The 26,121-nt window shown below is 56.7% G+C and carries 21 protein-coding genes; 14 read left to right on the forward strand and 7 right to left on the reverse strand.

What is annotated here, in order from left to right; all coding sequences use genetic code 11:
- Window positions 1–137 precede the first annotated feature (137 nt).
- Both C5L10_RS29810 and C5L10_RS29815 read right to left on the reverse strand, forming a co-directional pair.
- Window positions 138–416, reverse strand: coding sequence for a type II toxin-antitoxin system ParD family antitoxin (locus C5L10_RS29810; RefSeq protein ID WP_041365273.1), 279 nt, complete (start codon window positions 414–416; stop codon window positions 138–140).
- 140 nt (window positions 417–556) lie between these two features.
- Entirely contained in the window at window positions 557–826 is a 270-nt protein-coding gene (locus C5L10_RS29815; protein ID WP_105432636.1) for a DUF982 domain-containing protein, read from the reverse strand.
- 1,490 nt (window positions 827–2,316) lie between these two features.
- On the opposite strand from C5L10_RS29815, the gene C5L10_RS33980 reads away from it, so the two are divergent.
- The gene (locus C5L10_RS33980; protein WP_172717261.1) at window positions 2,317–2,502 is read left to right on the forward strand and encodes a hypothetical protein; all 186 of its coding nucleotides are present in this window, start codon (window positions 2,317–2,319) and stop codon (window positions 2,500–2,502) included.
- Window positions 2,503–2,903: 401 nt separating this feature from the next.
- Here the strand turns inward: C5L10_RS33980 and C5L10_RS29830 are convergent, their stop codons facing one another.
- The 4 genes from C5L10_RS29830 to C5L10_RS29845 form a co-directional block, all read right to left on the reverse strand.
- The gene (locus tag C5L10_RS29830; protein ID WP_105432639.1) at window positions 2,904–4,118 is read right to left on the reverse strand and encodes a glycosyltransferase family 4 protein; all 1,215 of its coding nucleotides are present in this window, start codon (window positions 4,116–4,118) and stop codon (window positions 2,904–2,906) included.
- A gap of 139 nt (window positions 4,119–4,257) precedes the next feature.
- On the reverse strand, window positions 4,258–5,340 hold the full coding sequence (locus C5L10_RS29835) for a glycosyltransferase (protein WP_105432686.1): 1,083 nt from the start codon (window positions 5,338–5,340) through the stop codon (window positions 4,258–4,260).
- A gap of 215 nt (window positions 5,341–5,555) precedes the next feature.
- Complete coding sequence (locus C5L10_RS29840) at window positions 5,556–6,746, reverse strand: glycosyltransferase family 4 protein (RefSeq protein ID WP_371412006.1); 1,191 nt, start codon at window positions 6,744–6,746, stop codon at window positions 5,556–5,558.
- Window positions 6,747–6,799: 53 nt separating this feature from the next.
- Window positions 6,800–9,010 (reverse strand): nucleoside-diphosphate sugar epimerase/dehydratase, encoded by a 2,211-nt coding sequence (locus C5L10_RS29845; protein WP_105432640.1) that lies wholly within the window; start codon window positions 9,008–9,010, stop codon window positions 6,800–6,802.
- Between the two features lie 612 nt (window positions 9,011–9,622).
- Here C5L10_RS29845 and C5L10_RS29850 point away from each other — a divergent pair.
- From C5L10_RS29850 to C5L10_RS29865, 4 genes are all read left to right on the forward strand, one after another.
- Entirely contained in the window at window positions 9,623–10,891 is a 1,269-nt protein-coding gene (locus C5L10_RS29850; protein WP_105432641.1) for a polysaccharide biosynthesis/export family protein, read from the forward strand.
- Window positions 10,892–10,899: 8 nt separating this feature from the next.
- On the forward strand, window positions 10,900–11,613 hold the full coding sequence (locus tag C5L10_RS29855) for a sugar transferase (protein WP_105432688.1): 714 nt from the start codon (window positions 10,900–10,902) through the stop codon (window positions 11,611–11,613).
- 89 nt (window positions 11,614–11,702) lie between these two features.
- The gene (locus C5L10_RS29860; RefSeq protein WP_105432689.1) at window positions 11,703–12,389 is read left to right on the forward strand and encodes a PIG-L deacetylase family protein; all 687 of its coding nucleotides are present in this window, start codon (window positions 11,703–11,705) and stop codon (window positions 12,387–12,389) included.
- A 74-nt stretch (window positions 12,390–12,463) separates the two neighbouring features.
- Window positions 12,464–13,636 (forward strand): DegT/DnrJ/EryC1/StrS family aminotransferase, encoded by a 1,173-nt coding sequence (locus C5L10_RS29865; protein ID WP_105432642.1) that lies wholly within the window; start codon window positions 12,464–12,466, stop codon window positions 13,634–13,636.
- A 96-nt stretch (window positions 13,637–13,732) separates the two neighbouring features.
- Here the strand turns inward: C5L10_RS29865 and C5L10_RS29870 are convergent, their stop codons facing one another.
- Window positions 13,733–14,653 carry a formyltransferase family protein gene (locus C5L10_RS29870; protein ID WP_105432643.1) on the reverse strand — a complete coding sequence of 307 codons (921 nt, stop codon included), beginning with the start codon at window positions 14,651–14,653 and terminating at the stop codon, window positions 13,733–13,735.
- Window positions 14,654–15,105: 452 nt separating this feature from the next.
- Between C5L10_RS29870 and cysD the strand changes: the two genes are divergently transcribed.
- The 9 genes from cysD to C5L10_RS29915 all read left to right on the forward strand — a co-directional run bounded on the left by cysD (window position 15,106) and on the right by C5L10_RS29915 (window position 26,066).
- Window positions 15,106–16,047 (forward strand): sulfate adenylyltransferase subunit CysD, encoded by a 942-nt coding sequence (gene cysD, locus C5L10_RS29875; protein WP_256384747.1) that lies wholly within the window; start codon window positions 15,106–15,108, stop codon window positions 16,045–16,047.
- On the forward strand, window positions 16,047–17,939 hold the full coding sequence (gene cysN, locus C5L10_RS29880; protein ID WP_105432645.1) for a sulfate adenylyltransferase subunit CysN: 1,893 nt from the start codon (window positions 16,047–16,049) through the stop codon (window positions 17,937–17,939). The genes cysD and cysN overlap by 1 nt, the downstream gene beginning before the upstream one ends.
- The gene (cysQ, locus tag C5L10_RS29885; protein ID WP_105432646.1) at window positions 17,936–18,757 is read left to right on the forward strand and encodes a 3'(2'),5'-bisphosphate nucleotidase CysQ; all 822 of its coding nucleotides are present in this window, start codon (window positions 17,936–17,938) and stop codon (window positions 18,755–18,757) included. The genes cysN and cysQ overlap by 4 nt, the downstream gene beginning before the upstream one ends.
- A gap of 316 nt (window positions 18,758–19,073) precedes the next feature.
- On the forward strand, window positions 19,074–20,258 hold the full coding sequence (locus C5L10_RS29890; RefSeq protein ID WP_245448296.1) for a glycosyltransferase family 4 protein: 1,185 nt from the start codon (window positions 19,074–19,076) through the stop codon (window positions 20,256–20,258).
- A gap of 147 nt (window positions 20,259–20,405) precedes the next feature.
- A complete protein-coding gene (locus C5L10_RS29895; protein ID WP_105432648.1) occupies window positions 20,406–21,293 on the forward strand; it encodes an ATP-binding protein in 888 nt (295 codons plus the stop codon).
- Between the two features lie 97 nt (window positions 21,294–21,390).
- Entirely contained in the window at window positions 21,391–22,314 is a 924-nt protein-coding gene (locus C5L10_RS29900) for a sulfotransferase (protein WP_105432649.1), read from the forward strand.
- A 49-nt stretch (window positions 22,315–22,363) separates the two neighbouring features.
- A complete protein-coding gene (locus tag C5L10_RS29905) occupies window positions 22,364–23,911 on the forward strand; it encodes a pectate lyase (protein ID WP_371412005.1) in 1,548 nt (515 codons plus the stop codon).
- 486 nt (window positions 23,912–24,397) lie between these two features.
- Window positions 24,398–25,393 carry an ATP-grasp domain-containing protein gene (locus tag C5L10_RS29910; protein WP_105432650.1) on the forward strand — a complete coding sequence of 332 codons (996 nt, stop codon included), beginning with the start codon at window positions 24,398–24,400 and terminating at the stop codon, window positions 25,391–25,393.
- On the forward strand, window positions 25,365–26,066 hold the full coding sequence (locus C5L10_RS29915) for an HAD family hydrolase (RefSeq protein WP_105432651.1): 702 nt from the start codon (window positions 25,365–25,367) through the stop codon (window positions 26,064–26,066). The genes C5L10_RS29910 and C5L10_RS29915 overlap by 29 nt, the downstream gene beginning before the upstream one ends.
- Window positions 26,067–26,121: the final 55 nt, after the last annotated feature.

Consider the following 26,121-nt stretch of genomic DNA (forward strand, 5'->3'; position numbering starts at 1 on the left):
GTGAGCGCAGGTTCATCATGTCGTCGGTCATCGGTGGTGTCCTTCAGGTTGGCTCTAAGCAACCCGACCCTAACGGAAATCACCGATGGCTATGAAATCCAGCTACACCACTCCATGGGACACGATCGAAAGCACAGTTAGCTTTCGCGTCGTGAAGGTTCAAAGCGATGGCGCGCGGCAGCTTTCACCTCTGCCATCGTCGAACGCGAGCTCGGTCCGCTGTCGATACCCTCCTGAACAAGCGCTCGCAGATCCTCGACTGTAAAACCCAGCAAATCCCGTCTTTCCTTCCACTCACGCACGGCGTCGCGGATGGCTTCGCTCGTCGACGCATATTCGCCAGCATCGACCGCGCTTCGCACAAATCCCGCCATCTCAGGTGTCAGTGCAATTGTAATCTTCTCGACCGTCGTCATCGTAGCAGCCTTCTTCTCGTCACAGGTATGCTATTGGCATACCGGGAGCAAGAGGCCAATAGGCCGGGCTCGCGTGCGTCGTCTTCACCGGCTTCACTATCACGAAGAGCGGCGGTTAGCTCTATTAGCAGTGATTGACTTCAGGTTTTGTTGAACCGGCGAGATTTTTGTTCGTGGTAGGCGGTCACGAAGAGTAACTTAGCGACATCCAGGTCCGATTCAGAACGAAGAGCCGCAAGGCAAACGTTCAAGGCACGGTTGTAAGCGGGCCCCGACTGCTCAACGAAGTCGGTTCGTAAACAGTGAAGTGCTTCTGCCGGTCCCCGTATCCACTTCATTTTGTTCTGCTGAACCAAGCAGACAGGCACTCCCCACCGAGCTGAAAATGCGATCGGAATGACTTCAGTCATCTTCCTGCTCCTCCTCAAGCATGTTCTCTCAACACGCGGGTTAAGCCAAGTGGGTGCGTCTAGCCATTTCGAGCTAAGACGATGAAGCGTCCGCTTTGTTAATCTTTCAGCCACAGGCAGCGGCTGAGCGTGGACGTATCTGCCGGAGCGGATCGCATGCACGTGGCTGTAAAACTAGCGACGGATCCGGCTCGAACACACGCTTGCGGCCTTCGTACCAATACCCGCGGGTGCCGGTAGCAATTTAGTTTGAAGCGAAACTCAGCCACCAGTGATGACAGATCGTACTTTCGAAAGGCCCAAACATCTTGAGCACGGGCAATACCAGGCGACGAAGCGTCGGCATCCTTGCTAGTTTTTGAAGCATGAGGTGGTTCCTTCCCAGACAGTGAACATCTCGTTCTTCGCAGCCGCACCTAAAGGCAATTGGTCGAAAGAAGAAGTCGATTGCCCGTCGCCTAACCAAGGCGCCTTGAGAGCGGCACTTTCCCAAGGTGCGCATGAGGCGAACCCTGTACCGCTCCCACATCCCGTGAGCAGACTTTCTATACGTCGGCCTTCATGCCGTCGTTGGCATGGGGACCCGACCGGTTCGACGCCTCTGAGGCCGCGTCGAGCCCTTCGCTGGCGACGCCTATGGCGCTCCCGGAGCCGGATGCCAGCGCGTGATCTCCCCTGGCTGGTCCCTTTACGGATCCGAACCTGATAAACTTGAATGTCGCGGATGCCTTGGTGCCCCTCGCGCCTTGGCCGCGGAGATTAGCATGATCCGAACCATCAGAATCTGCAAGAAAGTCGTGGAGGTAGTTCAGGTGAGGGTAGTACCGTTGTATGAGCCGCTCCTTCCCCAGGCACCTCAACAACGGTGGATACATTTGTTCCTCTTCAGACAAAGACAGAAGAACCAGATCAAAAAGGAAGGGCCGCTGGAGCCGGGTTACCTCGTCAACGGGAGGCCAACTCGTTAAGGCGAGCTGATCCACAAGCCTTGAGACCAGAACAACGAATCCAATGTGTTCCAGCGCCCGCGCACCCGGCTGCCTCCTCCGCCCGAAAGACCGTTGAAGCTCGGTAGCGAGGCCATGATTCGCACCCCTGGGGCTTCCGTTGCACCGAGGCTGGGACCTTAGTCCACAGCGCCATGGACTATGGTCTGATGCGGGAGGATGATGTCGCAAAGCTGGAACTGGTCTCAATCGCGGTTGTTCACATCATGGCGACAAGTAAGTTTCAAATGGAGTAGGCATGTTAGGCACCTGAGCATCATCTAGCTTCCCTATTACCATGACGCTCCTTGCGCCGCGGTTGGGCGAACTGGATCCAAATTTTGCTGCTCGGAGGGGCTCGTGCCGAGGTTGTGGTAAGCGACCGATAACTGGAAGTGGAGGTTCTCTTGATCTCGCGTCGACAATTTCTCCTCGCTCAGGTGGCCGGAGCGCTTGTTGGCGGACTGTTGCTCGCTGCCACTGGTGTGGATGCAAGGGCGCAAAATGGCGGTGGCAATGGCGGTGGGAACGGAGGAGGGAATGGAGGAGGGAATGGGGGTGGCAACGGAGGAGGGAATCGAGGTGGGACCGGAGGAGGTAACGGTGGGGGAAGCGGCGGAAGCAATAGTGGCAACGGACGTGGGGGCAGCCCTCAACTGGGCGGCCGACCCGGCCCAGACGATCGGATAAGTGCTGGCGGTTCTTCAATCGAGGTGCGCCATACAAATGGGATTAAGGAGATACTCTCGAACGGTCGGTACGTTATGCTTGACAGGCGCGGCCGGACTATCATCGATCGCGCTGCAACCCCTGCGGACGGTGCTAGACTTTGGTCGATGATCCAGCCATGAATGCGGCCATAAGCAAGCTGGTCACCATGCCTTATCCGGTCAGAACGCAACCGTTGCGCGGCTCGCCGGAAGCGAATTGGCCGCTCTCAGGTGACAAGATATTAGCGCGTGGGCACGCGACTCTCCCTCCGTTTTTCCATTGTAGCTATAGTATTCGCCCTGTCCTGACACATTTTGGGATCGCAATGCCGCACCACGAAGTGCTGCAACCAGCCATCCGGGAGGCGCTATGGGGAGATTTTATCTGGAAGGAACGAGGTTCCTGTATAGCCGGCTGATCCCTTCGATATGGGCTTTGTTGCCATATTTGATCAGAGCGTGGGCCATCGCAGTTTTGCTAATCTCGTCCCAATGCGGCCTGTCGAGAAGCAGCCGGGCCATTGGGGCGACGAAAGCATCGGGTTTTTCTGGCTCTACAAGGTATCCCGTCGTCCCATCGTCAACAGCCTCTGGATTTCCGCCGTGGTTGGTCGCAACGACAGGCGTTCCCAGGAGCATAGCTTCAATCAACGTTCGCCCGAACGGCTCGTTCACGGCGGGCACCAGGAGGATGTCCAAAGCGCTCATGCATGGTGCGACGGGCGTTCTGAAGCCCAGGAGGTGTATTCGGTTCGATATCCCGAGCTCATTCGCGCGCGTTCTTATCATTTCGCCGAGATCAGGTTTGTTCGGAGGCGAGCAACCGAAAAGCACGCCCGAGAGCGCGAAGTCTGGGTAGCGCCGGTGAAAGGCATGAACCGCCTCGACAAATGCCATCGGTCGTTTGCGCTCCACCAAATTGCCAACATACCCCACGAAACGCGTATTGAAGGGAAGCAACAGCTCCTCGGCCAAATTGCGTCGGCAGGCCTCGCGGTCGAGCTGCGTGCCCGGATGGTCGAAAGGGCTATGGAGCACCGTAAACTTGTGTTCGATTGGAAGGAGGGGTCTGGCGGGTCGCACGAATTTTGACACTCCCACGATGTGATTAGCAAGGAGCGGCGCGAGAATGTTGACGCCTTGAGCAAGTGGATCCGCCCGGTGATGCCATAGAAGTTTCCCGCCCGCCAGGCGGGCCGCTAGCGCCCAGGTCGCGTGCATCTCACTATCGTTTGTGTGCACAATGTCGATGGAGTGGGTGCGCAAGAACCTAACCAGGCGAGCCGTTGTCCGCAGGTGCGCTAATGCTGCGGAGAACCCGCCGATCAAGCGTCGACCGACAAGCGGAGATAAGATATCGACCTCCGGTGCTAAGGTGACCGAAAGGCCGCGCTCTTGCAAAAAACGCTCAAGTACTTGGCCTTGTTTGTGAACAACGATAAGCGGTTCGAATTTTTCCTTATCGAGGCCGGCGATCAAACCCGTGGCGGAGATATGACTTCCTCCCAGTTTGTCGCCAACAAACGGGAACGCGATAACAATCCTGCGCGAAGCCGACGCGACGTGGTCTTCCAATGTTCTCTCGGCGGCAGACACAGGTGTGTTCCCTAAGCTTGTATGAGGAGGTCCAATTCGGCAATCCGGCCCAGTCAATCGCTCTCTTCAAGAAGTTTTACGTTACCCGGACCAAAGCCCATCTGCATGACCCGGCCTGACGAAGCCTGATCAGCGGATATTATGAAGCAGCCAGCAGGAAATCGTTGTATTGCTGCGCTACTGTGGCAAGCGAATACTCTCGCTCAACACGCATCCTGGCATGGTGGGCGACGCTAGCGTAAGCATGCGGAGACAGGTCCAGCATTGTTCGGATGGCTGCCGCGAGGGCGTCAGGCCGCCGCGGCGGAACTGCTATTCCTGCTTGTCCGACCACGGTTGCGGCATCACCCACATCGGTGGTAACAACTGGCTTTGAATAGCTCATGGCTTCCGCGATGACGTTAGGAAATCCCTCCGTCCTCGACGAGAGTACGAGGACGTCTATGCTCCGATAGAACTGCGACATGTCGGACACCTCGCCCCAGAGATCGATCGACCGGAAAGGTAGATTTGCTTCCGAGATGAGCCTTACGACGGCCGGATTATCGAGCGTCAAACCATGACCGGCGGCACAAAAGGTCGCATCAGGGTGCGTTTTCAGAACGGATGCAGCCGCGCGAAAGAAAGTGCCATGATCCTTTTGGGGATGGAATCTACCGGCAATGCCAAGCCGTCTAGCCGTCCGCGGTTGAGAAGCGGCCGCCGGCGGGAGGTCAAAGCCGTTCGGAATCACGGTTCTATTGCGGCTGCTGTAACCATATACCTCATGCAGATCCCGGGCGCGGAGGCTGTTGTAGATAACGCCGGATGCTGCACCGGAGAGCCATTTACCCATTAAGATGGCCGCACGCGAGCTCCACGAAAGTGATGCCATATCGTCCAGCGATTGACGAACATTCCAGTAAACGGACGTGGGATGCCGCGCAATGTGAGCTCCGATGGTGCCGGCGACCATCGCGTGGTACATCCAGCAGACAATCACGTTCGGCTGCTGCTCGCGAATGAGTTTCGCCAAGCGCAGAATGGCCGGGGCAAGCGTTGCTGCTGACCCCCCCTTTAACGCGAAATAGAATATGTTGGGATTATCGGCGAGATTCCGGTTTCGCTCGGAAATATCCATTAGCGAGACGACCACCACCCGCTCCGCAGTAGCGCTCCGCAGAAGGCGCCCCAACATCATCTCGGCCCCGGCACTAGCAGTGAAATTGGTGATGAGATGCATGATAGTCTTTAACCGGCTATTTCCACCACGATCCCGCACGGCACCGCTTGTGTTGAGCTTAGAAGCTCCCGTCTCCTCATCAACGGCCATTCCCTTGGATCCTCCGATAGTCTTGGTTCCCCCGACAAGCGACTGGTACGCTGTGAAATCGCCACTTGATGCAATTGCACATCCATCGACACCTCGCGGGAACTTTGCCTAGGCCTCACCTGCAATTAGATAAGTTGCAGGTGACCCAGCAGAACCCGATTGATCGTGTGTACGTCGAACTTAGCCTCCGCCAACTCGCGCGAGCGCCTTCCCATCCTTTCGCCCAGGTCCGGCTGGCCTGCGAGTGTTGCCATTGCCTGCGCAAGCGAAACATGATCGCGCGGCTCGACGAGAAAACCGTTTTCTCCCGGCTCCACCGTTTCGCGGCAGCCCGGAAGGCTCGTGGTAATGATTGGCCGCCCGGTCGCCATGGCCTCCAGAATACTTCGCGGAATACCTTCGCGATAGTAGGAAGGCAGTACGAAGACAGTGCACGCCGCTAGGTAAGGACGAACATCGTCGGTGCTTCCGAGATAGTCGATCAACCCTTCGCCGACCCACCTGTCAATCTCAACGCGCGAAATGGCCGTCGGATTGCTGTCAAAATGGCCTAGTAGCTGGAACTTGGCCTCTGGGTATTGCCGGCGCACCAGCCGCGCCGCCTCCGCGAACTCGGAGACGCCCTTGTCGCGCAAGAGACGCGCGATCATGAGAAACACAAGACCTCCGGTTGGGGGCTTTGAGGACGCGAAGTGTTGTAGGTCAACGCCCGAGCCGGAGATCATTGTTAACCTCGTATTGTCTCCAAGCATACGGTATCGGCGCAAGTCCGCGGCATCGGCCTCGTTATATGCAAAAACAAATTGGGCACCGCGGAAGGCGATGCGATAAAGACCAATGCATAGACGGCGGATCATCGCCGATTTCACAAAAGCCGTCGTTGGCTCGGAGAATACATGACCCAGCCCTGTCACAAGGAAGGAACGCTCCTTGATCGCCAGGGTCCGGGCAGCGATACCGGCGTAGATAATCGGTTTCATGGTATAGGCCAGGACCAGGTCAGGCCCCATTTGCCGGAAGTGCCTCCGCAGCGCCCAGAATGTAGCTAGATCCTCGAATGGATTAAGACTAGTGCGAGCCATTGGAATGCGGATGAATTCTACGCCAATCTCCGCTAGTTTGCGTTCGACGCGCGCATCGTGATCGGGCGCGAATGCGACGACCCTATGTCCGGCTCTCACCATTCCTTTCAACAATTCCAATCGAAAGTTCGTCAATGATAGCGCCAGGCTCGCCACCACCGCGATCACTCGCCGACCTGGTCGCGATCTGGCCGGGGAATCCGATAGGTTCCGCGGTTGCCGCGTAGAAGGGATGGACCTGGCTGCACAGTCCATGAGTTGCCCCTCCCTCTCGTGGCTCTCGTTTCTCATAGATTCCTCAGAAGAGGTGATCTAGGTTGCTTTGCGCGGTGGGCGCTGTTCGCGGCGGGAACCTTGAGGCTGGTCTTTTGCGCCGGCGGCCTGGCACGCTTTTCTCCGACGGCTCGTTTCGACTTTGCAACCGGGGAGTGCTCATACCGCGGAAGCAAATCCCGAATGACTTCGACAATAGCCGGCTCGTTTCCCCGCTCCGCATGATGTTGCAGCCGCAGAAAAGCATTTTTTAGCTTCGGCAATGGTACGGGTTCAGGGACGGCTCCGAGAACGCCTGGCACCGGCGAGACAATGCGCTTGTCGGTCTCGTCAAAGAGTTCTTCGAAAAGCTTCTCGCCAGGCCTGCAGCCAATGATCTTGATTGCGACGTCCTGGTCAGGCGTGAAACCTGCCAGCCGGATCATTCGCCTAGCGATATCGATTACCTTGATCGGTTCGCCCATGTCGAGAACAAAAATTTCTCCTTGTCCGAGCTGTTTTTCAAAACCGTAGGCGGATGCCTGCAACGTTAGTTCCACAGCCTCGCGAATTGTCATGAAAAAGCGTGTCATAGAAGGGTCGGTTACGGTGAGCGGACCACCTCTCGCGAGTTGGCGTTTGAAGAGCGGAATCAGCGAGCCGCTCGAACCCAGCACGTTCCCGAACCGCACCGTCATAAACCGAGGGCCACTCCCGCCCTCCAGCCCGTCCAGGTCGAGAGCTTGACAGTAGAGTTCTGCGAGCCGCTTCGTGGCACCCATGACGCTCGTTGAGTTCACGACCTTGTCGGTAGATATCTGGACCATGGCAAGAGCGCCGTATTTTTTGGACGCATTTGCGACGTTCATAGTACCTATGACATTGGTAAGAACGCCCTCGCACGAGTTCATTTGCACCATGGGAACATGTTTTAGGGCCGCGGCATGGAAGACCAACTCCGGGCGATGCCGTTCGAATAACTCCTCGACCCGTTTGCTGCGCCGCACGCTGCAGAGATAGCTTCGTCGCGGGACTTCCGGAGCGTCTTCCGACAGGGTTAGATCGATGGAGTAGAGATTGTATTCGGTATTGTCGAGCAATACGAGCTCGGCAGGCCCATAGGCAGCTACCTGTGATGTCAGCTCGCTGCCTATCGATCCGCCTGCCCCGGTGATAAGCACCCGCCGGCCGCGAACAAGGCGAGCGATTGCCTTGTGATCAAGCGTCGCCTGGGGGCGCTCCAGCAGATCAGTTAGTTCAATGGAGCGTAACTCGAATGGATTGTCACCCTTCGCACCTTTCAGTTCCGTTAGTTGCGACAGACGAGAAACCGCGATTCCTAGATTTTCGGCGGAGCGCAGGAGGTTATCCGATGCCGCCTCTCCAAAGGCCGCTGGCGCTTCCGTGAAAACCACGTGACGCGGCTGCTTCTTGACTTGCTGCAACTGCGCTACGACCCGTTCGAAGTCTTCGACCGTGCCCGCAATCGGCACGCCACGCAGACTTATACCAACCTGCTCCTCAGTCTTGTCGAGACAGGCAACCGGCACGTAGGGACAATTTGGATCACGCGCGAGCGCGCGCAGATAGAGTTCGGCGGCGTCGCTTGCGCCGACGAGCAGCAAAGGGATCAGATGGTCGCCGCTCGCCGTATCGTTGCGCCCCACCTTGAAGACGCTACGCGACAGCGAGATGTCCCGGGCGCGAAAGCTCAGACGCGCAGTTGATAGGAATGCGACCAGCAGCAGCGACTGCAATGGCACGACGGTCCGCGGCATGTCGCTGAGCCTCGTAGAGAAGAACAGCAGCGAAACAAGCAGCAGAGATGTGAGCAGCACCGCGCGTAAAATGGTAAAAAGGTCAGAAATGGAGCCGTATCTCCAGTTGCGGCTGTAAAGGCCGCACAATGGGAACACCAGCGCGCAGACAATGAGGTACTGAGCGCCGGACCACAGGAGGACAGACGTTAGTTCTGGCCGAGCATGGAGTTCTGCTATCCCGTACCGCAGCAACAGAGCCATCACCAACGCCAGACACGCGGATCCAAGGTCTGCCAAATATAACGGATAGACCTTCTGCACCCTTCGAACCGCTGTCCTCAGGCGCCGCCTGCCGACATCGATGGCTGCGTCGTATTCCTCCAGAAGGATGTCGGTCGGCACGCTCTTACTCTTACGGGCCAAGAATAACGAGTGCAGACTCAAGAATCGATCACGAACGGCTTTCGCGGCGTGGATACCTGGCATGATGCCCCCTCTCCTACATCTTCGAGCCTGCCGCGCCAAAGAATATGAGAACGGCCCGCCGCACAAACCGCGCTGGGGAGAAAACCGCTTCATATCTGGTCTCGTTGGATCAGCGCGAAAACTCTTGACAACCTAATGTCAAAGAAAAATCGTCTCCGATTGGTTAGATCGCGACGGAATCGGCTTATATTAGCACTCCATTAAGAACACGTAATGGTAAAGTTGTAAACTGCTATTAATAAGAATAGTGATAAGATAATTGTACTACAAAAAATAAACAAACATGATTATTGACACCCGAATACCTAGCCCAATCGAGCTAAAATTATCGAGGGTGCCGCGTGTTTTTTTGCTGAATGCCATGTCGGCCCCTGACGCGGCGAGCGCTCGCTCATTCACAATAAGGGCTCAAGAATCGAAAGGAATCAAATTTTCCAAGAGGATAACGTGCGAAAAGGACAGTACCGCTGAATGCAAACTTGTCATTTCGCACGCAGGTGGTGGCTCACTTGCAGTGATGGGTTTTCAAGTTATACTTACAAACCTTGAAGCGGTAGGCGGGCTAGAGCCTAAGTTATCCTTCGCCTTGAGCTTATGTGGAGTGCTTCTGAGATGAATATCCCACACATCGTCGCGTGGAGGAGCTTGGCCTCGTGGACGAGCTTGCGATTGGGCCGGGTGACACTGGTTTTATGGTCCGCCTGTGTCGGGATCGCTATTTCTCCGGCTTTGTTTTCCCACGCCGTCGCCGTTGAGTATAGATTGAGCGCCGGCGACGCACTCACTTTCGACTTTCTAGACGACACCGAACTACCGGTGACTGCGCCGATCGCCCGCAGCGGGGAAGCATCATTTCCGATTATCGGCGCCGTCGCCGTTGTTGGCCTTACAATTCCCGAAGCACTCGCGAAACTCAAAGCCGAGTATCGGACCCGTGAAGTTCTGGTCGACCCCAAATTGTCTTTAGAGGTGGCGACCTTCCGGCCCATATTTGTCCTCGGTGAGGTGAGGAGCCCTGGATCGTTTGCTTTTGTTGGCGGCTTGACTGTTGAGCAAGCTATAGGGCTCGCCGGGGGCATGCAGGTCATCGCGGCGAACGCCTCGGATCGGATCATCGCGCGCGCTCGGCTGCGGGGCGAAATTGAATCCGCTAACGCCGAAATTGTGCACGAGGCGGTTTATGCGGCGAGACTTGTGGCGCAACTGAGGTCGAGCGAGAAGATTGACCCAAATGACTTGCCGGAGATCGCACGCGAATATGTAAAGGGGGTGCCGCTCGACGGCGTAATGGAGGTTGAGGAGAAGATCCTAAAGGCGGACCTGGCGGCGAGAAGATCTCAGTCGCAGATCCTGTCGGAAGGTATCACGCATTCCGAGAGCGGTGTCGGAATATTAAATGAGCTCGTGCTGCAGCAAAGAGACGTCGTCAAGAATGGCGAGGAGGATTTGAAGCGCGTCGCCGACCTCCGCAAGCGTGGACTGACCACCGAAAGCGATCTTTCGCGTGCGGAGAACACTGAAGCGTCGGAGAAGGCGCATCTTCTAGAGGTCCTCGCTTCGCGTGAACGCTCCCGTCAGGAGGCCAGTTCTTTGAAGCTGCAATTGGCAAAGCTCGCTGCCGACCGGGAGAAAGAGATCCTAACTCAACTTCAAGCCCGCGAGATCGCCATTAAAAAGTTGATCGCGCAGAAACGTGCCGCTGACGAACAGATTTTATTGATGGCGGCGGTGGCGGCCGATGAAGCAAAGCAAACTGAGATTTCCTATAGCTATGACGTCCGTAGAAGACTCTTTGACGGGGAACCAATCAGCATAAATGCGTCGCCATCTAGTGAACTGCTGCCGGGCGATGTCCTCCTAGTAAGCCTTGCGGGAATGTGATCATCGTCATGGATACGGTGCATGGAAAATGCTGCACGCTCGTAGGAACCGCCGTCGTGAACCCGAATAGAGGCGACCTCTTCGCGAACTCGGGGTCCTACGGTTGCAAGCGTGTGATCGAGTGCTTGATTAGCAGCGTCTTGCTTGTCCTATGCGTGCCGTTGATGGCCTTTGTGGCCGTGGCCGTCTGGACAAGTCTCGGTCTACCGGTATTCTTCTTTCAGGCTCGGGCTGGCGCCGGAACGAGGGTCATCACGGTTGTAAAGTTTCGTACGATGACTGGCCGACGCGGCCCAAATGGCGCATTACTACCCGACGATTTGCGGCAAACTGGTGTAACCGCCCTGTTGCGTCGGCTGCGCTTGGATGAACTGCCGCAATTGTTGTCGGTGCTTTCGGGCGACATGTCGCTGGTGGGGCCGCGACCGCTTCCCTTGGCGACTGTCACAGCATTCGGGGACCTAGGCGTCATGCGTAATATGGTCTCTCCCGGCATGACCGGTTGGGCTCAGGTGAATGGCAATACACTTCTTTCCGACCAGGACAAGATCGCTCTCGATCTGTGGTATGTCGCCCATGCCAATCTTTGGCTTGATGCACGAATTCTCCTGCTGACGCTGAGGACACTGATATTCGGCGAGAAGGTACATGTCGGTCGTCTGAAATTAGCGAGAGAGTTCCTGTCAGATCAGCAAGCTTATCGACCTGTTCATCACAGGTAGAGTTCGAAGCGGGCCTCTTTGAGAATCGGACGGAATGGCTTTTGACCCGGGTTCTCCCTTGAGGGGTGCCCATGTTTCCGAGGAGCCTCATGACTGGTACACATATCAATTTCCGGCGCACTCTCGTCGTGGCGCCGCATCCCGATGACGAGGTGCTCGGCGCGGGCGGAACAATAGCGAGGCTCGCATCGGAAGGCGAAGACGTCTTCGTCGCGATCGTGACCGAAGGAACGCCACCCCGATTCGATCGTGCGGACGTTACAAGGACGCAGGCTGAGGCCGCAGAGGCTCATCGGGTGCTTGGTGTAAAGGAAACCTTTTGGCTGCGGCTTCCAGCTGCACAACTTGGTGAGGTTCCCCACGCAACTGTCAACGGCGCATTGCTCGAGGTTGTTCGCCGGGTGTGCCCTCAAACGGTGCTGTTGCCGTTCGTCGGTGATCTGCACGCAGATCACCGATTGACGTTCACGTCTGGACTTGTCGCTTGTCGACCGCATCAAATCGAGTTTCCGAAGCTTATCCTCGCCTACGAAACCCTGTCCGAAACCAATTGGAATGCGCCCTATGTTTCTCCGGCCTTTGTCCCGAACTTCTTCGTGGACATCACAAATCATCTTGAGACGAAGATGTTGGCGATGGAGATGTTTTCGTCGCAGCTACGCGAGCCCCCGCACGAGCGATCACTCCCGGCTTTGCGCGCACTGGCCACCCTTCGCGGGGCGACCGTAATGGTGCAAGCGGCCGAAGCTTTCGTGCTGGTGAGGCATATCGCTTGAGCATCAAGATTTGGATCAAACTGGCCAGGTCAATCAGAGCTGCGCTCACTTGAATTAGAGGGAAGGAGGGGCAAATGGGGCGATGGCCGGTATACGACGAGGAGCAGATCGATGACGTCGTCTCCGTCCTCAGATCAGGCGAAGTTAATGCCTGGTCAGGACCCCAGGTTCGCAATTTTGAGATTGCATACGAACAGCTCCTTGGAGTGAAGCATGCCGTGGCCGTCGCCAACGGTACCGTGGCCCTGGATCTTGCGCTTTTCGCGCTCGGACTTGAGGCCGGCGACGAAGTGATCGTTACGCCGCGCAGTTTCATAGCTTCAGCCTCGACCGTTCCAATGGCAGGCGGGGTGGCAGTGTTCGCTGACATCGATCGCGACAGCCAGAATATGACTGCCGATACTATCCGCGCGAAGCTGACGGCACGCACGAAGGGCATCATCGTCGTTCATCTCGCCGGCTGGCCCTGCGATATGCCCTCTATAACGGCGCTGGCGCGCGAAAACGGATTGTGGGTAGTAGAAGATTGCGCACAGGCCCACGGTGCCGCACTGTTTGATAGGCCGGTAGGTAGTTTCGGGGACGTCGCGGCGTTCTCTTTTTGCCAGGACAAGATCATCACCACGGGAGGCGAGGGCGGGCTCGTGGCAATGAATGACGACGAATTGTGGAAGAAAGCCTGGAGCCGGAAGGATCATGGGAAGTCGTACGAGGCGGTCTACAACAAGGTGCATCCACTGGGCTTTCGATGGCTGCACGACACTATCGGAACAAATTGGCGAATGACATCGATCCAGGCCGTGCTTGGCTCACGGCAATTGCAGCGGCTTCCCGAGTGGGCAAGCCTGAGAGGGCGCAATGCTGCAATCCTTGCCAAAGCGACTGAAGAAATCGGGGTCTTGCGCACGCCTTTGCCGTCAAAGGAGATCCGGCACGCCTGGTATCGGTTTTATGCATTCGTCCGGCCGGAGCGCCTGAGGCCCGGCTGGAGCAGGGACCGGATCATTGCCGAGATCAACGGGGCCGGCGTTGCTTGCTTCAGCGGTAGTTGCTCTGAAATCTATCTTGAGAACGCGTTTACCTCAATCGAAATGGCGCCAGCCGAACGATTGCCGAATGCCCGCGAGCTCGGGGAAACCAGCTTGGCCTTTCTGGTTGATCCGGCCCTCGATATCGCTGCAATGGAAAACACGGCGCGCGTTCTCAGGGAGGTGTGCGCAAGCGCGAGCATTGACACGGACGCGTAAGCGACAATTAAGAAATCCTGCGACGGAAGCGGCTGAAGACAACTCGCGCGTTCGACCTTAGGCTTTTGGTTGGATTTTGACGGAATTGGCTTGTGACTATGGAGCGGTTTCTAACATTCCTAATTTGCGGTGGATCGGCGGTCGCTTCCCCGAGGAGGAGACCCAATCGAGCACTTCGATGCACTCACCATCTCCGCACAGAACGATGAACGCACCTTCAGTGTGAGCTTGAACTTGGCCAACAAGGCCGATAAATCGGTCAGAGTTCCCCAGCTTCACGGCTTTGTCGATGCGGATGTGGTCTTGCTTGTACCAGGTATAGGCACCTGGATAGGGTTCGCCGACGGCGCGGATCAACCGCAGTACCGCCTCGGCCGGCGCATTCCAATCAATGAGACCATCCTCCGCGGTTCGCCTGGCGCAATAGCTTGCCTGACTTTGATCCTGTACCGTTCGCGGCGCACGCCCGCTCTCGACGAGTGCGACGGCATGGACGATCATCTCCGCAAGGTTCGACGTATGCTTGTCATAGAGGCTGCGGGCCGTCTCGCCAGTCGCCACCGGAAACAGCCGCTGGACCAGGATCGGCCCCGAATCAACCCCGTCATCCAGCCAAAATAAAGTCGAACCTGTGACTCTCTCGTTCCGCAGTATCGTCCAGGGAATGACGCCACGGCCGCGAAGACGTGGCAATGCGGCCGGATGAAAGCCGATCGTGCCGTGCCGGGCGACGTCCCGAAACGGCTTACGACACACCTGCGACCAACCGATCACAAGACTGAGATCGGGACGAACTGCTGCGAGAGCGTCCAAAGTGGCGGGTGCGTTGATATCAGTCGTATAGTGAACGGCACAGCCGGCGGCTTCGGCTGGGGGGGTTAAGTCAATGAAGTCGGAATGTCGAGCCGAGTTATTCTGAGGCAGAGTGAGCACGAGGGCAGGTGCGCGGCCCGCCTTTATGAGGGCTTTCAACGCGATATGAGAGCCTTCAACAGCCCCAGTAAATGCGACACGCATGATCCCAGCACCGATCAGGTTAGCCGAGCCGCGTTAAATCTGATCGGCCGGCCCTCTAGCAGGCCCAACAGGCCTTGCCCCAAAGCAGTTCCGCTCCATCAAACACTGAACGGGTTCGGGTGTCTAGTGAAGCGTCGACGAATGCGCGCTCGCTGCCAATCCCAAACGCAAATTCCCTGGTGACCGAACGGGGTCTTCACCAGCGTGTTAGTGCGAGGAAAGCGCGGCCTGCACGATATCAGCGAACATCAACATCCTTTCGATTAAGCTCCACTGTAATCCGATTGAAGTACCGTGTTCGGCCACTGAATCGTGCGTCCTGCGCTGCGTTTCGCTTGCACATTATCGTTAGTTAGAATATTCTAACTTAAGGATTTAATGTTGCGCGGACGGCAGGAATTGTTTGGCTCCTGCGCGGATTACTTGCCTGCGCGTGCAGGTCAGTAATTCTTTTGGCAGCGAAAACTGATCGACTTAAGAGTAGAGAGCGTGACATGTCTCTTCCTCATCTTCGGCGGCTCGAAGCTGAAGCAATTCACGTCATTCGGGAAGTAGCCGCAGCCTTTTCAAACCCAGTCGCACTTTATTCCATCGGAAAAGATTCCTCCGTTTTGCTGCATCTGGCGATGAAGGCGTTCTTCCCAGGCAAACCTCCTTTCCCTTTTCTCCACGTGGATACTCTCTGGAAGTTCAAGGAGATGATCCGATTCCGCGACCGGATGGCGCAGGAGCTCGGTTTCAAACTTCTGGTGCACATCAATCAGGACGGGGTCGATCAAGGCATCAGCCCTTTCGCACACGGATCGAACGTGCACACGCATATTATGAAGACCATGGCGCTTAGGCAGGCTCTTGAGAAATATGGCTTCGACGCTGCAGTCGCCGGGGCCCGGCGGGATGAGGAGAAGTCGCGTGCCAAGGAACGCATTTTCTCGATCCGCAACCCCCAGCACGGTTGGGATCCCAAGTGCCAGCGCCCGGAAATGTGGAAGACGTACAATACACGCTTAGGAGCGGGTGAAACCATGAGGGTCTTTCCGCTGTCCAACTGGACGGAGTTCGACGTCTGGCAATACATCCTCAAGGAGAACATCCCGGTCGTATCGCTTTACTTCGCGGCGCCGAGACCTGTGGTGCGACGCGATGGCACGCTCATCATGGTCGACGATGACCGTATGACTCTTGGGCCTCAAGAGGAGGTTTTGCACAAGATGATCCGCTTCCGAACGCTCGGGTGCTATCCATTAACAGGCGCAATGGAATCCGACGCGCGCACAGTTCCAGATATATTGAACGAAATGGCGAGGGTGCGCACGTCCGAGCGGCACAGTCGCCTCATCGATGTGGATGAGGTCGGCGCCATGGAGAAAAAGAAGCGCGAGGGCTATTTCTGATGTCGTCCCTTCAATCCATGCCCCCGCAGGACATCGAGCCCTATCTGGCCGACGAGGACAAAAAGACGATCCTCAGGTTTATCACGTGTGGCTCCGTTGACGACGGGAAGTCGACCCTGATCGGGCGGCTCCTATACGATGCGAAACTGATCTTCGACGATCAACTTGCAACTCTCGGACGGGTCGGCACAGCGGATGGCAAGGAGACTGATTTTGCGCTGCTTCTAGACGGGCTTGAGGCGGAACGAGAACAGGGCATCACCATAGATGTCGCCTATCGCTATTTTGAGACCCCCAAGCGCAAATTTATTGTCGCCGACACACCCGGCCACGAAGAATATACGCGCAATATGGTGACGGGTGCTTCAACTGCAGATCTTGCGATTGTCCTCATCGACAGCCGACAAGGGATCCTTCAGCAGACGAGACGCCACTCCTATATCGCATCTCTGCTCGGTATCCGGCACGTCGTTCTGGCGGTCAACAAGATGGACCTGGTCGACTTCCAACAGACAGTCTTCGATAAGGTCGTATCGGACTATCTGGCTTTCGCCGCGGGTCTTAGCTTCGCCAGCATTCAGCCTATGCCTATTTCCGCCCGGTTTGGCGATAACGTCATTGGGGCGTCCGACAGTATGCCTTGGTACCACGGCCCGGCGCTACTCGATCACCTGGAAATCGTCGAATTTGCCGCGGTCGAACAGAGCAAGGCATTCCGCTTTCCGGTGCAGTTGGTGATGCGGCCCAACGCGGAATTCCGTGGCTACGCGGGGCAGGTCGCCTCCGGTCGGATCCTTGTGGACGATGCGGTTGTCGTTGCAAGGTCCGGCCAGCATTCATCGGTGAAGGCGATCGTAACCCGAGACGGGAATCTAGGGTCCGCTGTAGAAGGCGAGGCCGTAACGCTCGTCCTTTCGGACGAGGTTGATGCCTCCCGGGGCGATATGCTCGTTGCGCCTGCGGCACGGCCTTTTGTAGCGGATCAGTTCCAGGCGATTGTTATTTGGTTTGATGCGAATGCCATGATGCCGGGTCGCAGTTATATCCTACGCAATGAAACCGACAGCGTGAGTGCCACGGTTACAGCACTCAAGCATCGGGTGAACGTCAACAGCTTCACACGTGAAGCCGCGAAAACGCTTCGGATGAACGAGATCGGTGTGTGCAACATCTCGACGCAGTCACCGATCGTCTTCGACCCCTACCGCGATAACAGAGCGACCGGCAACTTCATCTTCGTTGATCGGGTGACAAACGCGACGGTCGGTGCGGGGTTGATCGACTTCCCGTTACGGCGGGCGAACAATGTGCACTGGCAGGCGACAGACGTTAACAAAGCTGCGCGCAGCGCGATGAAGAACCAGCGGCCTGCTGTCCTTTGGTTCACGGGCCTCTCCGGCTCCGGCAAGTCGACGATTGCCAACGCGCTTGAGCAGTCCTTGCAGCTGAAGGGCAACCATACTTATCTCCTCGACGGGGACAACGTCCGTCATGGGCTCAATCGGGACCTGGGCTTCACCGATGAGGATCGCGTCGAAAATATTCGGCGCGTGGCGGAGGTCGCAAAACTGATGGCAGATGCTGGCCTGATTGTCCTCGTATCTTTTATCTCGCCGTTTCGCGACGAGCGACGGATGGCGCGCGAACTAATGGAAGAGGGAGAGTTCATCGAAATATTCGTCGATACGCCGCTGGATGAATGTGCGCGTCGTGATCCGAAGGGACTGTATGAGAAGGCGCTGGCGGGAAAGATCGCCAATTTCACCGGCATCTCATCTCCCTACGAGCCGCCGGATGATCCGGAACTGCATCTTCGCACCATTGGATACGAACCGATCGCACTCGCGCTCAAGATCGAAGCATTCCTCGACGGAAGGCTGGGAACGAAATGACTCCTCTTGGCAAGTTGCTTGAACGTATTGCGCTCGATGCAGGCGCCGCGATCCTCCAGATCTACGAGGTTGGCTGCAAAATCTCATGTAAGAAAGATGGCTCGCCCGTGACAGAAGCGGATCAACGGGCGGAGGCAATCATCCTTGATCAGCTTGCAGTTGCCTTTCCGAATATTCCCGTCGTCGCGGAAGAGGCCGTTGCATCTGGTCATATTCCTGACGTTGGCCGCGGCTCGTTCTTTCTTGTCGATCCCTTGGATGGGACAAAGGAATTCATCAACCGGCGCGATGACTTCACCGTCAACATCGCGCTCATCAATGAAGGTGTTCCGACTGCGGGCATTGTCTGTGCGCCCGCACGACGCTGCGCCTATGTCGCCGACGAAGGCCGGGCGGAAAAACTTCACCTTTGCCGCGACTTTGAGATCGAGCAAAGGCAAGCGATCCGCGTTAGAAAGCGAGGTCCGGACCTGACAGCAATTGCTAGCCGGTCACACAGCAATGCCGGCACCGAGGCGTTTCTGCGGGGACAGGGTATAACAGAATACTTATCCGTGGGGTCGTCGCTCAAGTTCTGCCTCCTCGCTGAAGGCAAAGCGGACGTCTATCCACGATTCGGGCGGACAATGGAGTGGGATACGGCGGCCGGAAACGCCGTCTTGGAGTGCGCAGGTGGATCGGTAGTCCGATTGGACGGCTCGCGCCTGCTGTACGGGAAGAGGATGCAGCTAGAGGACAGCGACTTTGCGAATCCACATTTCATTGCTTGGGGAGACATGCAGCCATGTGAAGAGCAAAATATTGCAGATCGCAAATGAACGGTACCTAGCTTTTCCAAGCATGCCGCGTGTTAGTGAACTTCAGCTGTCGTTCGCTGCTGCAAGGATCTTGGTTGGATGATCAACGCCTAATGGCCTTAGACCCCGCGTCGGCTGAAGAACAAGCATTCGGCCTGTTGCGGGTGAGTGGTTACACCTGGGAGGTTACCGGTGAATGAAGCCGTAATGAAAAGCCGTCCGCATCCCAAGCCCGCACCGGGCGGCGCCGATGGGACGAACAAACCGCCCGTCTTGCGCGTTTCGGGGCATGCCCGCATTCGGCCGGCGAAGACGTTTGCCGGCAAGGTCTCTAACAATGACGGCAACTAGAGCCACGCAGTCCGACTCAGCCGGTCTTTCCGGCACCGCGCTTGGTGGCCGGATTGTCATCGTCATACCCGGGTTATCGGCGGGCGGCACTGAGCATGTGGTCAGCCTTCTTGCGAACCACTGGGCAGCCTGTGGCTACGCCGTTACAATTGTGACGTTAGAAGCGCGAGATAAAAGGCCATACTACGCCTTAAGGAGCGACATCCGCATCAAGCGGCTCGGCATTCCTCCCAAAAAAATGGGAAAACTCGAAGCGGCAGTGGCAATCTCGAAACGGATTATCCGACTGCGATCAGCCATCCGGCAAGCCGATCCGGCATTCGTGCTCAGCTTCCTGACACGCACCAACGTTTTGACGCTGATCGCGATGGTGGGCTCCAGGATCCCAGTTGCGGTTTCGGAACGAAATAATCCTGATGCTCAAACCTTTGGCAGGGTCTGGAGATTGCTGCGAGGCTGGCTTTATCCACGTGCTTTCTGCCTGGTGACGATGACTGCGGGGGCGCTTGCTCATTTTTCGGATGAAATAAGAAGAAATGGGCGCATCATTCCCAACGCGGTGGATCTTCCGGCAGCCTGGACCAACCGCCGGGCCGGCGGCACATTAACTGCTGTCGGCAGGCTGACGCATCAGAAAGGCTTCGATCTGCTGTTGCATGCATTTGCTAAGGTTGCGGACCGGCACCGGGAGTGGAAGCTGGTCATCTGGGGCGAAGGCGAAGAGCGCGGCCCACTTGAGGCGCTATGCTCAAGGCTTGGATTGGACAAGCGGGTGGAGATGCCCGGGCTGACGGCTGTCCCGGGCCAATGGGTCGAGACAGCGGACGTTTTCGTCTTGTCATCGCGTTACGAAGGGTGGGGTATAGTGCTTCTTGAGGCGATGGCGGCGGGAATCCCAGTCGTCAGCTACAACTGCAATTGGGGCCCGGGTGAGATGGTTACCCACGCATACGACGGCCTTCTCGTGGAACCAGAAAGTGTCGACGAACTGGCGAATGCGCTGGATTTAACGCTAGGGGATTCCTCCCTCCGCGAGAGCCTTGCGATGAATGCCATCAGCAGCGCAAAACGGTATTCACCGGAACGCGTGTTCCAAGCGTGGGACGGACTGGTCGTTTCAGGGGTTGCGGCGTCGCCTCGGCCGCGGACCAAGCGAGGCGGTGGAAAATGAATCGGCACAATGAACCTCGTACCACCTGCTAGCAGGAAATGTCGTTTTGGAGGGTACCTAACCGGGGAGGGCTCGGTGTCTGCGAGGCATGTCGTGATGTAAAGGATTGCACGACAATGAGCGCAGAAGGTGATGGAGTGTTAAATCATGACCGTTAGCGCCAGAAAGTTCTATTCTTTAAGTGACAATGCCGCTGAGTTGGCGTTGGAGTCAGCCTTTTTCGCCCAGTTGAAGATGCGAAACGGTACGTTCAAGTTGACGCGGGCCGCTCGATTCCGGGACGTCGAGATAGCAATCCGGCCGGCTATTACTGAGCGGGCAAGTTCTCTGCGCCAGGTTCTAGATGTGGGCGTCTCCACCGGTTTGACCACGGTTGAACTCGCGCAATTCCTGAGAAAGTGCGCCGCTCCGGCTCGCGTCACAGCGACCGATCTCTTCATACACGCTCATATCGTCGAAGTTGGCCAAACGGTCGCGGTGTTTTGCGACCCCGAGGGTTGGCCGCTGCAGTATGAGTTTTTCGGTATGGCTATTCGGCCGTGGATCAGGAGACTGGATTACGTAACTCTCGCCTTCATTCCGCGCTTGCTTGCCCGAGCCTACCTGCAACCGCGCCTGTGCCGGCGAATCCGCGCCGGCCTGAGCAGACGAGTGCAAATGATAACGCGTTCTCTGCCGCAAGACGGAGAAATAACGTTCATCGAGGATGATATAATGATCCCCTCGCAGCACCTGCGGGGCAAGTTCGATTTGGTAAGAGCAGCCAACATCTTGAATAGGAATTACTTCTCGGACGATCAACTCAAGACTGCCATAGGCAACATCCATTCCTATCTTCGGGGGCCGGGAGCCTTGGTCTTGCTTACGCGCACCAACCGTTCCCAGGAAAACGCGGGGACGTTGTTCGAACTCAAAGAGGATAGCTCGTTAGCGGTGGTGAGGCGCGTGGGCGGTGGATCGGAAGTCGAGAAACTGCTTCTGGATTTCAGGCAGGCAGAGCCGGTCTTTCCCTCGGCGACGGAAGTAAAAGAGTGATGGATGCGTTCCACGGGCCAGACGAGCGCAGGTCATGATCCCAGCCGCAGCGCGGTTTAGTTCGTCTCGAGGTCTATCTAAGAGGAGGGCCGATCGGATGTCGTCGCAGCCAATTCGCGTTGCATATATTGCCGGCTACGGGCGTAGCGGATCAACGGTTCTCGACATCGCCTTAGGGCAACACCCCGCGGTGATGGGATCGGGAGAGATAGCGGCGCTCACACGACACGTTTGGGTCCAGAATGAGTATTGTGCCTGCGGAAGCCCGATTCGCGATTGTCCCTGCTGGAATGAAGCGTGCGAGCAGTGGTGGAGAGGTTTGGGATCCAACTTTGTGCTGGATTACTCTCTCCTTCAGCGCAAATTCGAAGGACTGTCCATGCTCGCGAGATCATCTTCCGGGATCGGGCTCGGCCGCCCGTTCGGGCAATACTCGATCCACACGAAACGATTGTTCGACACGATCCTCTCGCGCTCCAATAAGCAGGTACTCGTGGATTCCTCGAAACTGCCGGGGAGGGCAATAGCACTTGCGGAAATTCCGGGGATCGACCTGCGTGTTATCCATCTTGTGCGCGACGGGCGTGGTGTGGCTTGGTCGCTACTGAAGAGTTATGAGCGAGATGCACGATCGGGCCTGCAAAAGGAGATCAAACCCAAATCCGCGATTAGAACCGCATTGCGCTGGAGCGCGGTCAATCTTGCAGTCGAATATCTCTCGAGGAGAAAAGGACCAGCAGCCGTTATGCGTGTGAGATACGAAGACTTCGCATCCGAGCCGGCTTCGACCATGCAACAAATCGGCTCATTTCTTGAATTGGATCTTAGCCAGATCGGGTCATCGTTGCAGATTGGCGGATCCATGGAACCAGGACACCAGGTGGCGGGAAACCGACTGCGGATGAGCGGGTCGATAGCGCTTAAGAAGGATGATTCATGGCGAACACGCATGCCGCCGGGTCAGCGAGTAGCCTTTGAGCGGCTGAGTGGTTGGATGTTAAAGCGGTACGGCTACCTTTGAATAATTTATTCAACGCCGCTGCATTTCCATCGGTCCGCGGTGATCTCACATGCGGGCCATCGAAAATGCGGTCGTTGTGCAAGCGATGGGGCGCAGTCAGGAACCACTGTACTGGACAAGTGGCATACGAGAGCGGTGCATGAAGATGAGGATAAACGATCAAGCGCGTGATAGAAACGAATCTCGTTATAGCAGCACCCACTATTTGATAGTCGGGATTCTGATAGGCGGCGGGTGCATGGGCCTGCCATGGAAAGCGCTGGCGCGAGACGCCCCCGGCGCGCATGAGCCTCTTTCACCCAAGCTTCCGGATGGACGACAACGTGCCTTCCCGACGGCCGAAGGTTTCGGAGCGGGCGCCCTTGGAGGCAGAGGGGGCAGGGCCATTTATGTGATAAATACGAACGAGGCTGGCCAAGGGTCGTTGCGCGATTGTATCGAAGCATCTGGACCACGCACCTGTATCTTCCGTACCGGAGGTACGATCCTCCTTCAGGAGAGATCGCTGGTTATCAGGAACCCGTATCTGACCATCGCGGGCGAGACTGCGCCGGGCGGTGGGATAGCGATCCGCAATGGTGTTAAACAGATCCGTCCATCTATGGAAATCTTAACCAATGACGTCATTGTGAGATATGTCCGTTTTCGCCCCGGGCCGCATGCCGTTGAAGCGTGCTGTTCCGGAGGACTTGGCATGTACACTAAGGCGGCGAAAAACATCATGCTGGATCATATCTCCGCGAGCTGGGGTTCCGACGAGACTATCGATTCGGAAGATGCCACTGATTTCACTTGGCAATGGGGCATTGCGAGCGAGCCGCTGTTACAAGGTGGGCCCGGAAAACGTAATCGCGCGCGAAATATGTTGTTCACCAAAGGGGGCAATATCACTGTCCACCACTCCCTTTTTGCCTTCGGGAAGTTCCGCAACCCACAGATAAAAATGGAGACCCGCGGAGCGATCGCGGACATTGTCAACAATGTGTTCTTTTCACCGGTATGGCAATACGTGGTAAGCTTTGGGGATGAATGGACCCGGATCCAGGCCAATATCGTTGGCAATTACAAAATTGGCAGAGCTAAGGGCAAAGAGGCCTACACAGTTCATGTCTTTGAAGAAAGCGGGGCGGGGTTCTCAATCTATGTCAAGGACAATTATGACGAACCCCACCGCACCACCGACGGGCAAAATGACGGCTTAATATTAGCCGAGAACCACAGGCGTTTTATCTCAACAGTACCATTCAGTGCGCCCCCTATTCGTACATCTGTTCCGATGCTTGCTTACGACGACGTGCTCCAAAATGCCGGCGCAACGATCCCCCAGCGTGACGTGGTCGATCAACGTATCGTTGAGCAGGTCAGGAACCGTAGCGGTCAGTTAATAAAGACAGATCCACGGGAAGTTGGCGGATGGCCGGATCTCGCCGCTGGAATACCTTACGATGATCGCGATATGGATGGCATTTCTGATAAGTGGGAGCTTGAAAACTTGCTCGACCCTGCGGATACCGAGGATGGGCAACAGGACATGGACGACGACGGGTGGACAAATCTTGAAGAGTTTCTTCATTACATGGCGAGGGATTTGAGATGAACCGGGAGCAACGAACAAGGATTGGCTCGACGGCAGCGTATAGACACCGACCGGTAACCCAGCTGGTGATCTCGATGAGGACTGTTTTCGTCAGAGCAGTAGGTGGTTTCAATGTCGTGCTTGAAACGTCGCTGAACAGCAACTCTGCTCTGATGGCGGTCATGAACTTGCAGGCTACAGCAATGGGCAATCGCGCCAACCGGTGGGGCGGGTTCCCGATCTGCTGTCGGGCGCATCAACTTTTACACGTTCCCTCATCACCTAATCGCACATCGACGAAGCTAGAATTTTCAGCGCCGGCTCCCACTCAATCGGTCCCTCATCTTCGGCCCGGATGGTCGGGGAGACAGGGCCCCGCGCCGTGTGTAGCAATGGCCGGAGCCGCGAAGCCGAGTGCGCTGGGCCGGCTCGTCCACCGATGCGCTCGTAAGATCCCCCTCTGGAAGGTTGCGTCACGCAGCTTTCGCGTCGCAAGGCCGTGACCAAATGAACAAAGCCGTTACGGTATTCTTCTCTTCGGCGGGCAGACGCGTTGGACTGGTCGAGTGCTTTCGCAAGGCCGCCCGCGAACTGAATTTCGACATTGAGATTATCGCCGGCGATCTCGAACCGCGGTTAAGTGCAGCCTGTCATGTCGCGGACATCCGCTATCAGTTGCCTCCCGTCGCCCATCCTGGTTTTGTGCCCGAACTTCTGGCGCTCTCGGTTCGGCACCGCATCGACCTTCTGATCCCGACCATTGACCCGGAACTAATCCCGCTCTCCATCGCCGCGAGCGAATTCGCCAAAATTGGCTGCCGGGTCCATGTCAGCCCGCCTGAGACAATCGCGATCGTTCGCGACAAATTAAAAACCATGAGTGTGCTGGCACGGGCCGGTGCCGAAGTCCCCGCGACAGTAGCAGTCGAGGAATATGACTCGGCGTTATTCCGCTTTCCGGTCTTCCTCAAACCCCGTAGCGGAAGTGCAGGCAAGGGCGTGGCATTGATTGAAGACCCTCGCGCGATGCCCAGCCACTTTGATGAGCCGATGATTGTGCAGGAATATCTGCCGGGCGCTGAATATACCGTCAATGCATTTTCGGATTGCGGGGGAAGCTTGCGGTCGGCGATAACCCATCGTCGACTTCGGGTGCGGGCCGGCGAGGTCGAGAAGGGTTTAACTGAGCGACATCTCCTGCATGCCCAGATTGCGCGCCGGATTACAGCAGCTTTGCCAGATCTCAAAGGTGCGTTTTGCTTCCAGCTCAAGGAAGATTTATCCGGCATTCCGAAGATCATCGAAATCAACGCACGGTTTGGCGGCGGCTACCCGCTTGCTGATCGCGCTGGCGCCCCGTTAGCAAAGTGGCTCCTTCAGGAAGCCATGGGCGAAACCCCCACCTTCCATGACAATTGGCGGCCCGGCGTTCTGATGCTTCGATACGACGACGCTATCTTTGTGGAGAGTGACGATGAATACGTCCCCCATGATCGTCTTTGATCTCGACGACACGCTGTTTCTGGAGAGAGACTTCGCGATCAGCGGCTTTCGCGCCGTGGCCGAATGGCTAAAGGGACGGTCAGGAACGAGTCATTTCGTTGAGCAGTGCATCGACGCCTTCGACAGCGGCCACCGATCACTGATATTCGATCGTGTCCTTGAGGCGCAGGGGGTAACATGCGACGACACTCTCATCAATACGATGGTTTACATCTATCGGCATCATCGGCCCCGGATATCACTAGCGCCGGATGCCGCACGCTTCCTCGCGAATGGTGGTCGCTTCGCCATTATAAGCGATGGACATGCGGCGACGCAGGCGCTCAAACTGGAGTCTCTTAGGATCGCCTCCTTGTTTGAATACATTATCCTGACAGATAGCCTTGGCCGCAAGTTTTGGAAGCCTAGTAAACGAGCCTTTCAGATGATTCAGGATTGGTCGGCGCTGCAACCGGGCGAGCTGACGTATGTCGCGGACAATCCGACCAAGGATTTCATCTCTCCGCGAAGCTTAGGCTGGCTCACGGTCAGGGTCGCGCGCGCGGAACGCGTTCATCGTGTCGATCCTCCGAGCCCCGAACATGAAGCTCACGCCGTTATTCCTCATCTTGATCTCCTCCACCAAGCCCTGGAGCTGATAAGGGCGTCCGCTTCGGCGCCCCGGCCACATTGACGTTGATGCGCAAGGATGCCCCAAGAGCGCCACAGCACTGAGACAGGGGGGGCCT

Source organism: Neorhizobium sp. T6_25 (assembly GCF_002968555.1).
Lineage (GTDB): Bacteria > Pseudomonadota > Alphaproteobacteria > Rhizobiales > Rhizobiaceae > Neorhizobium.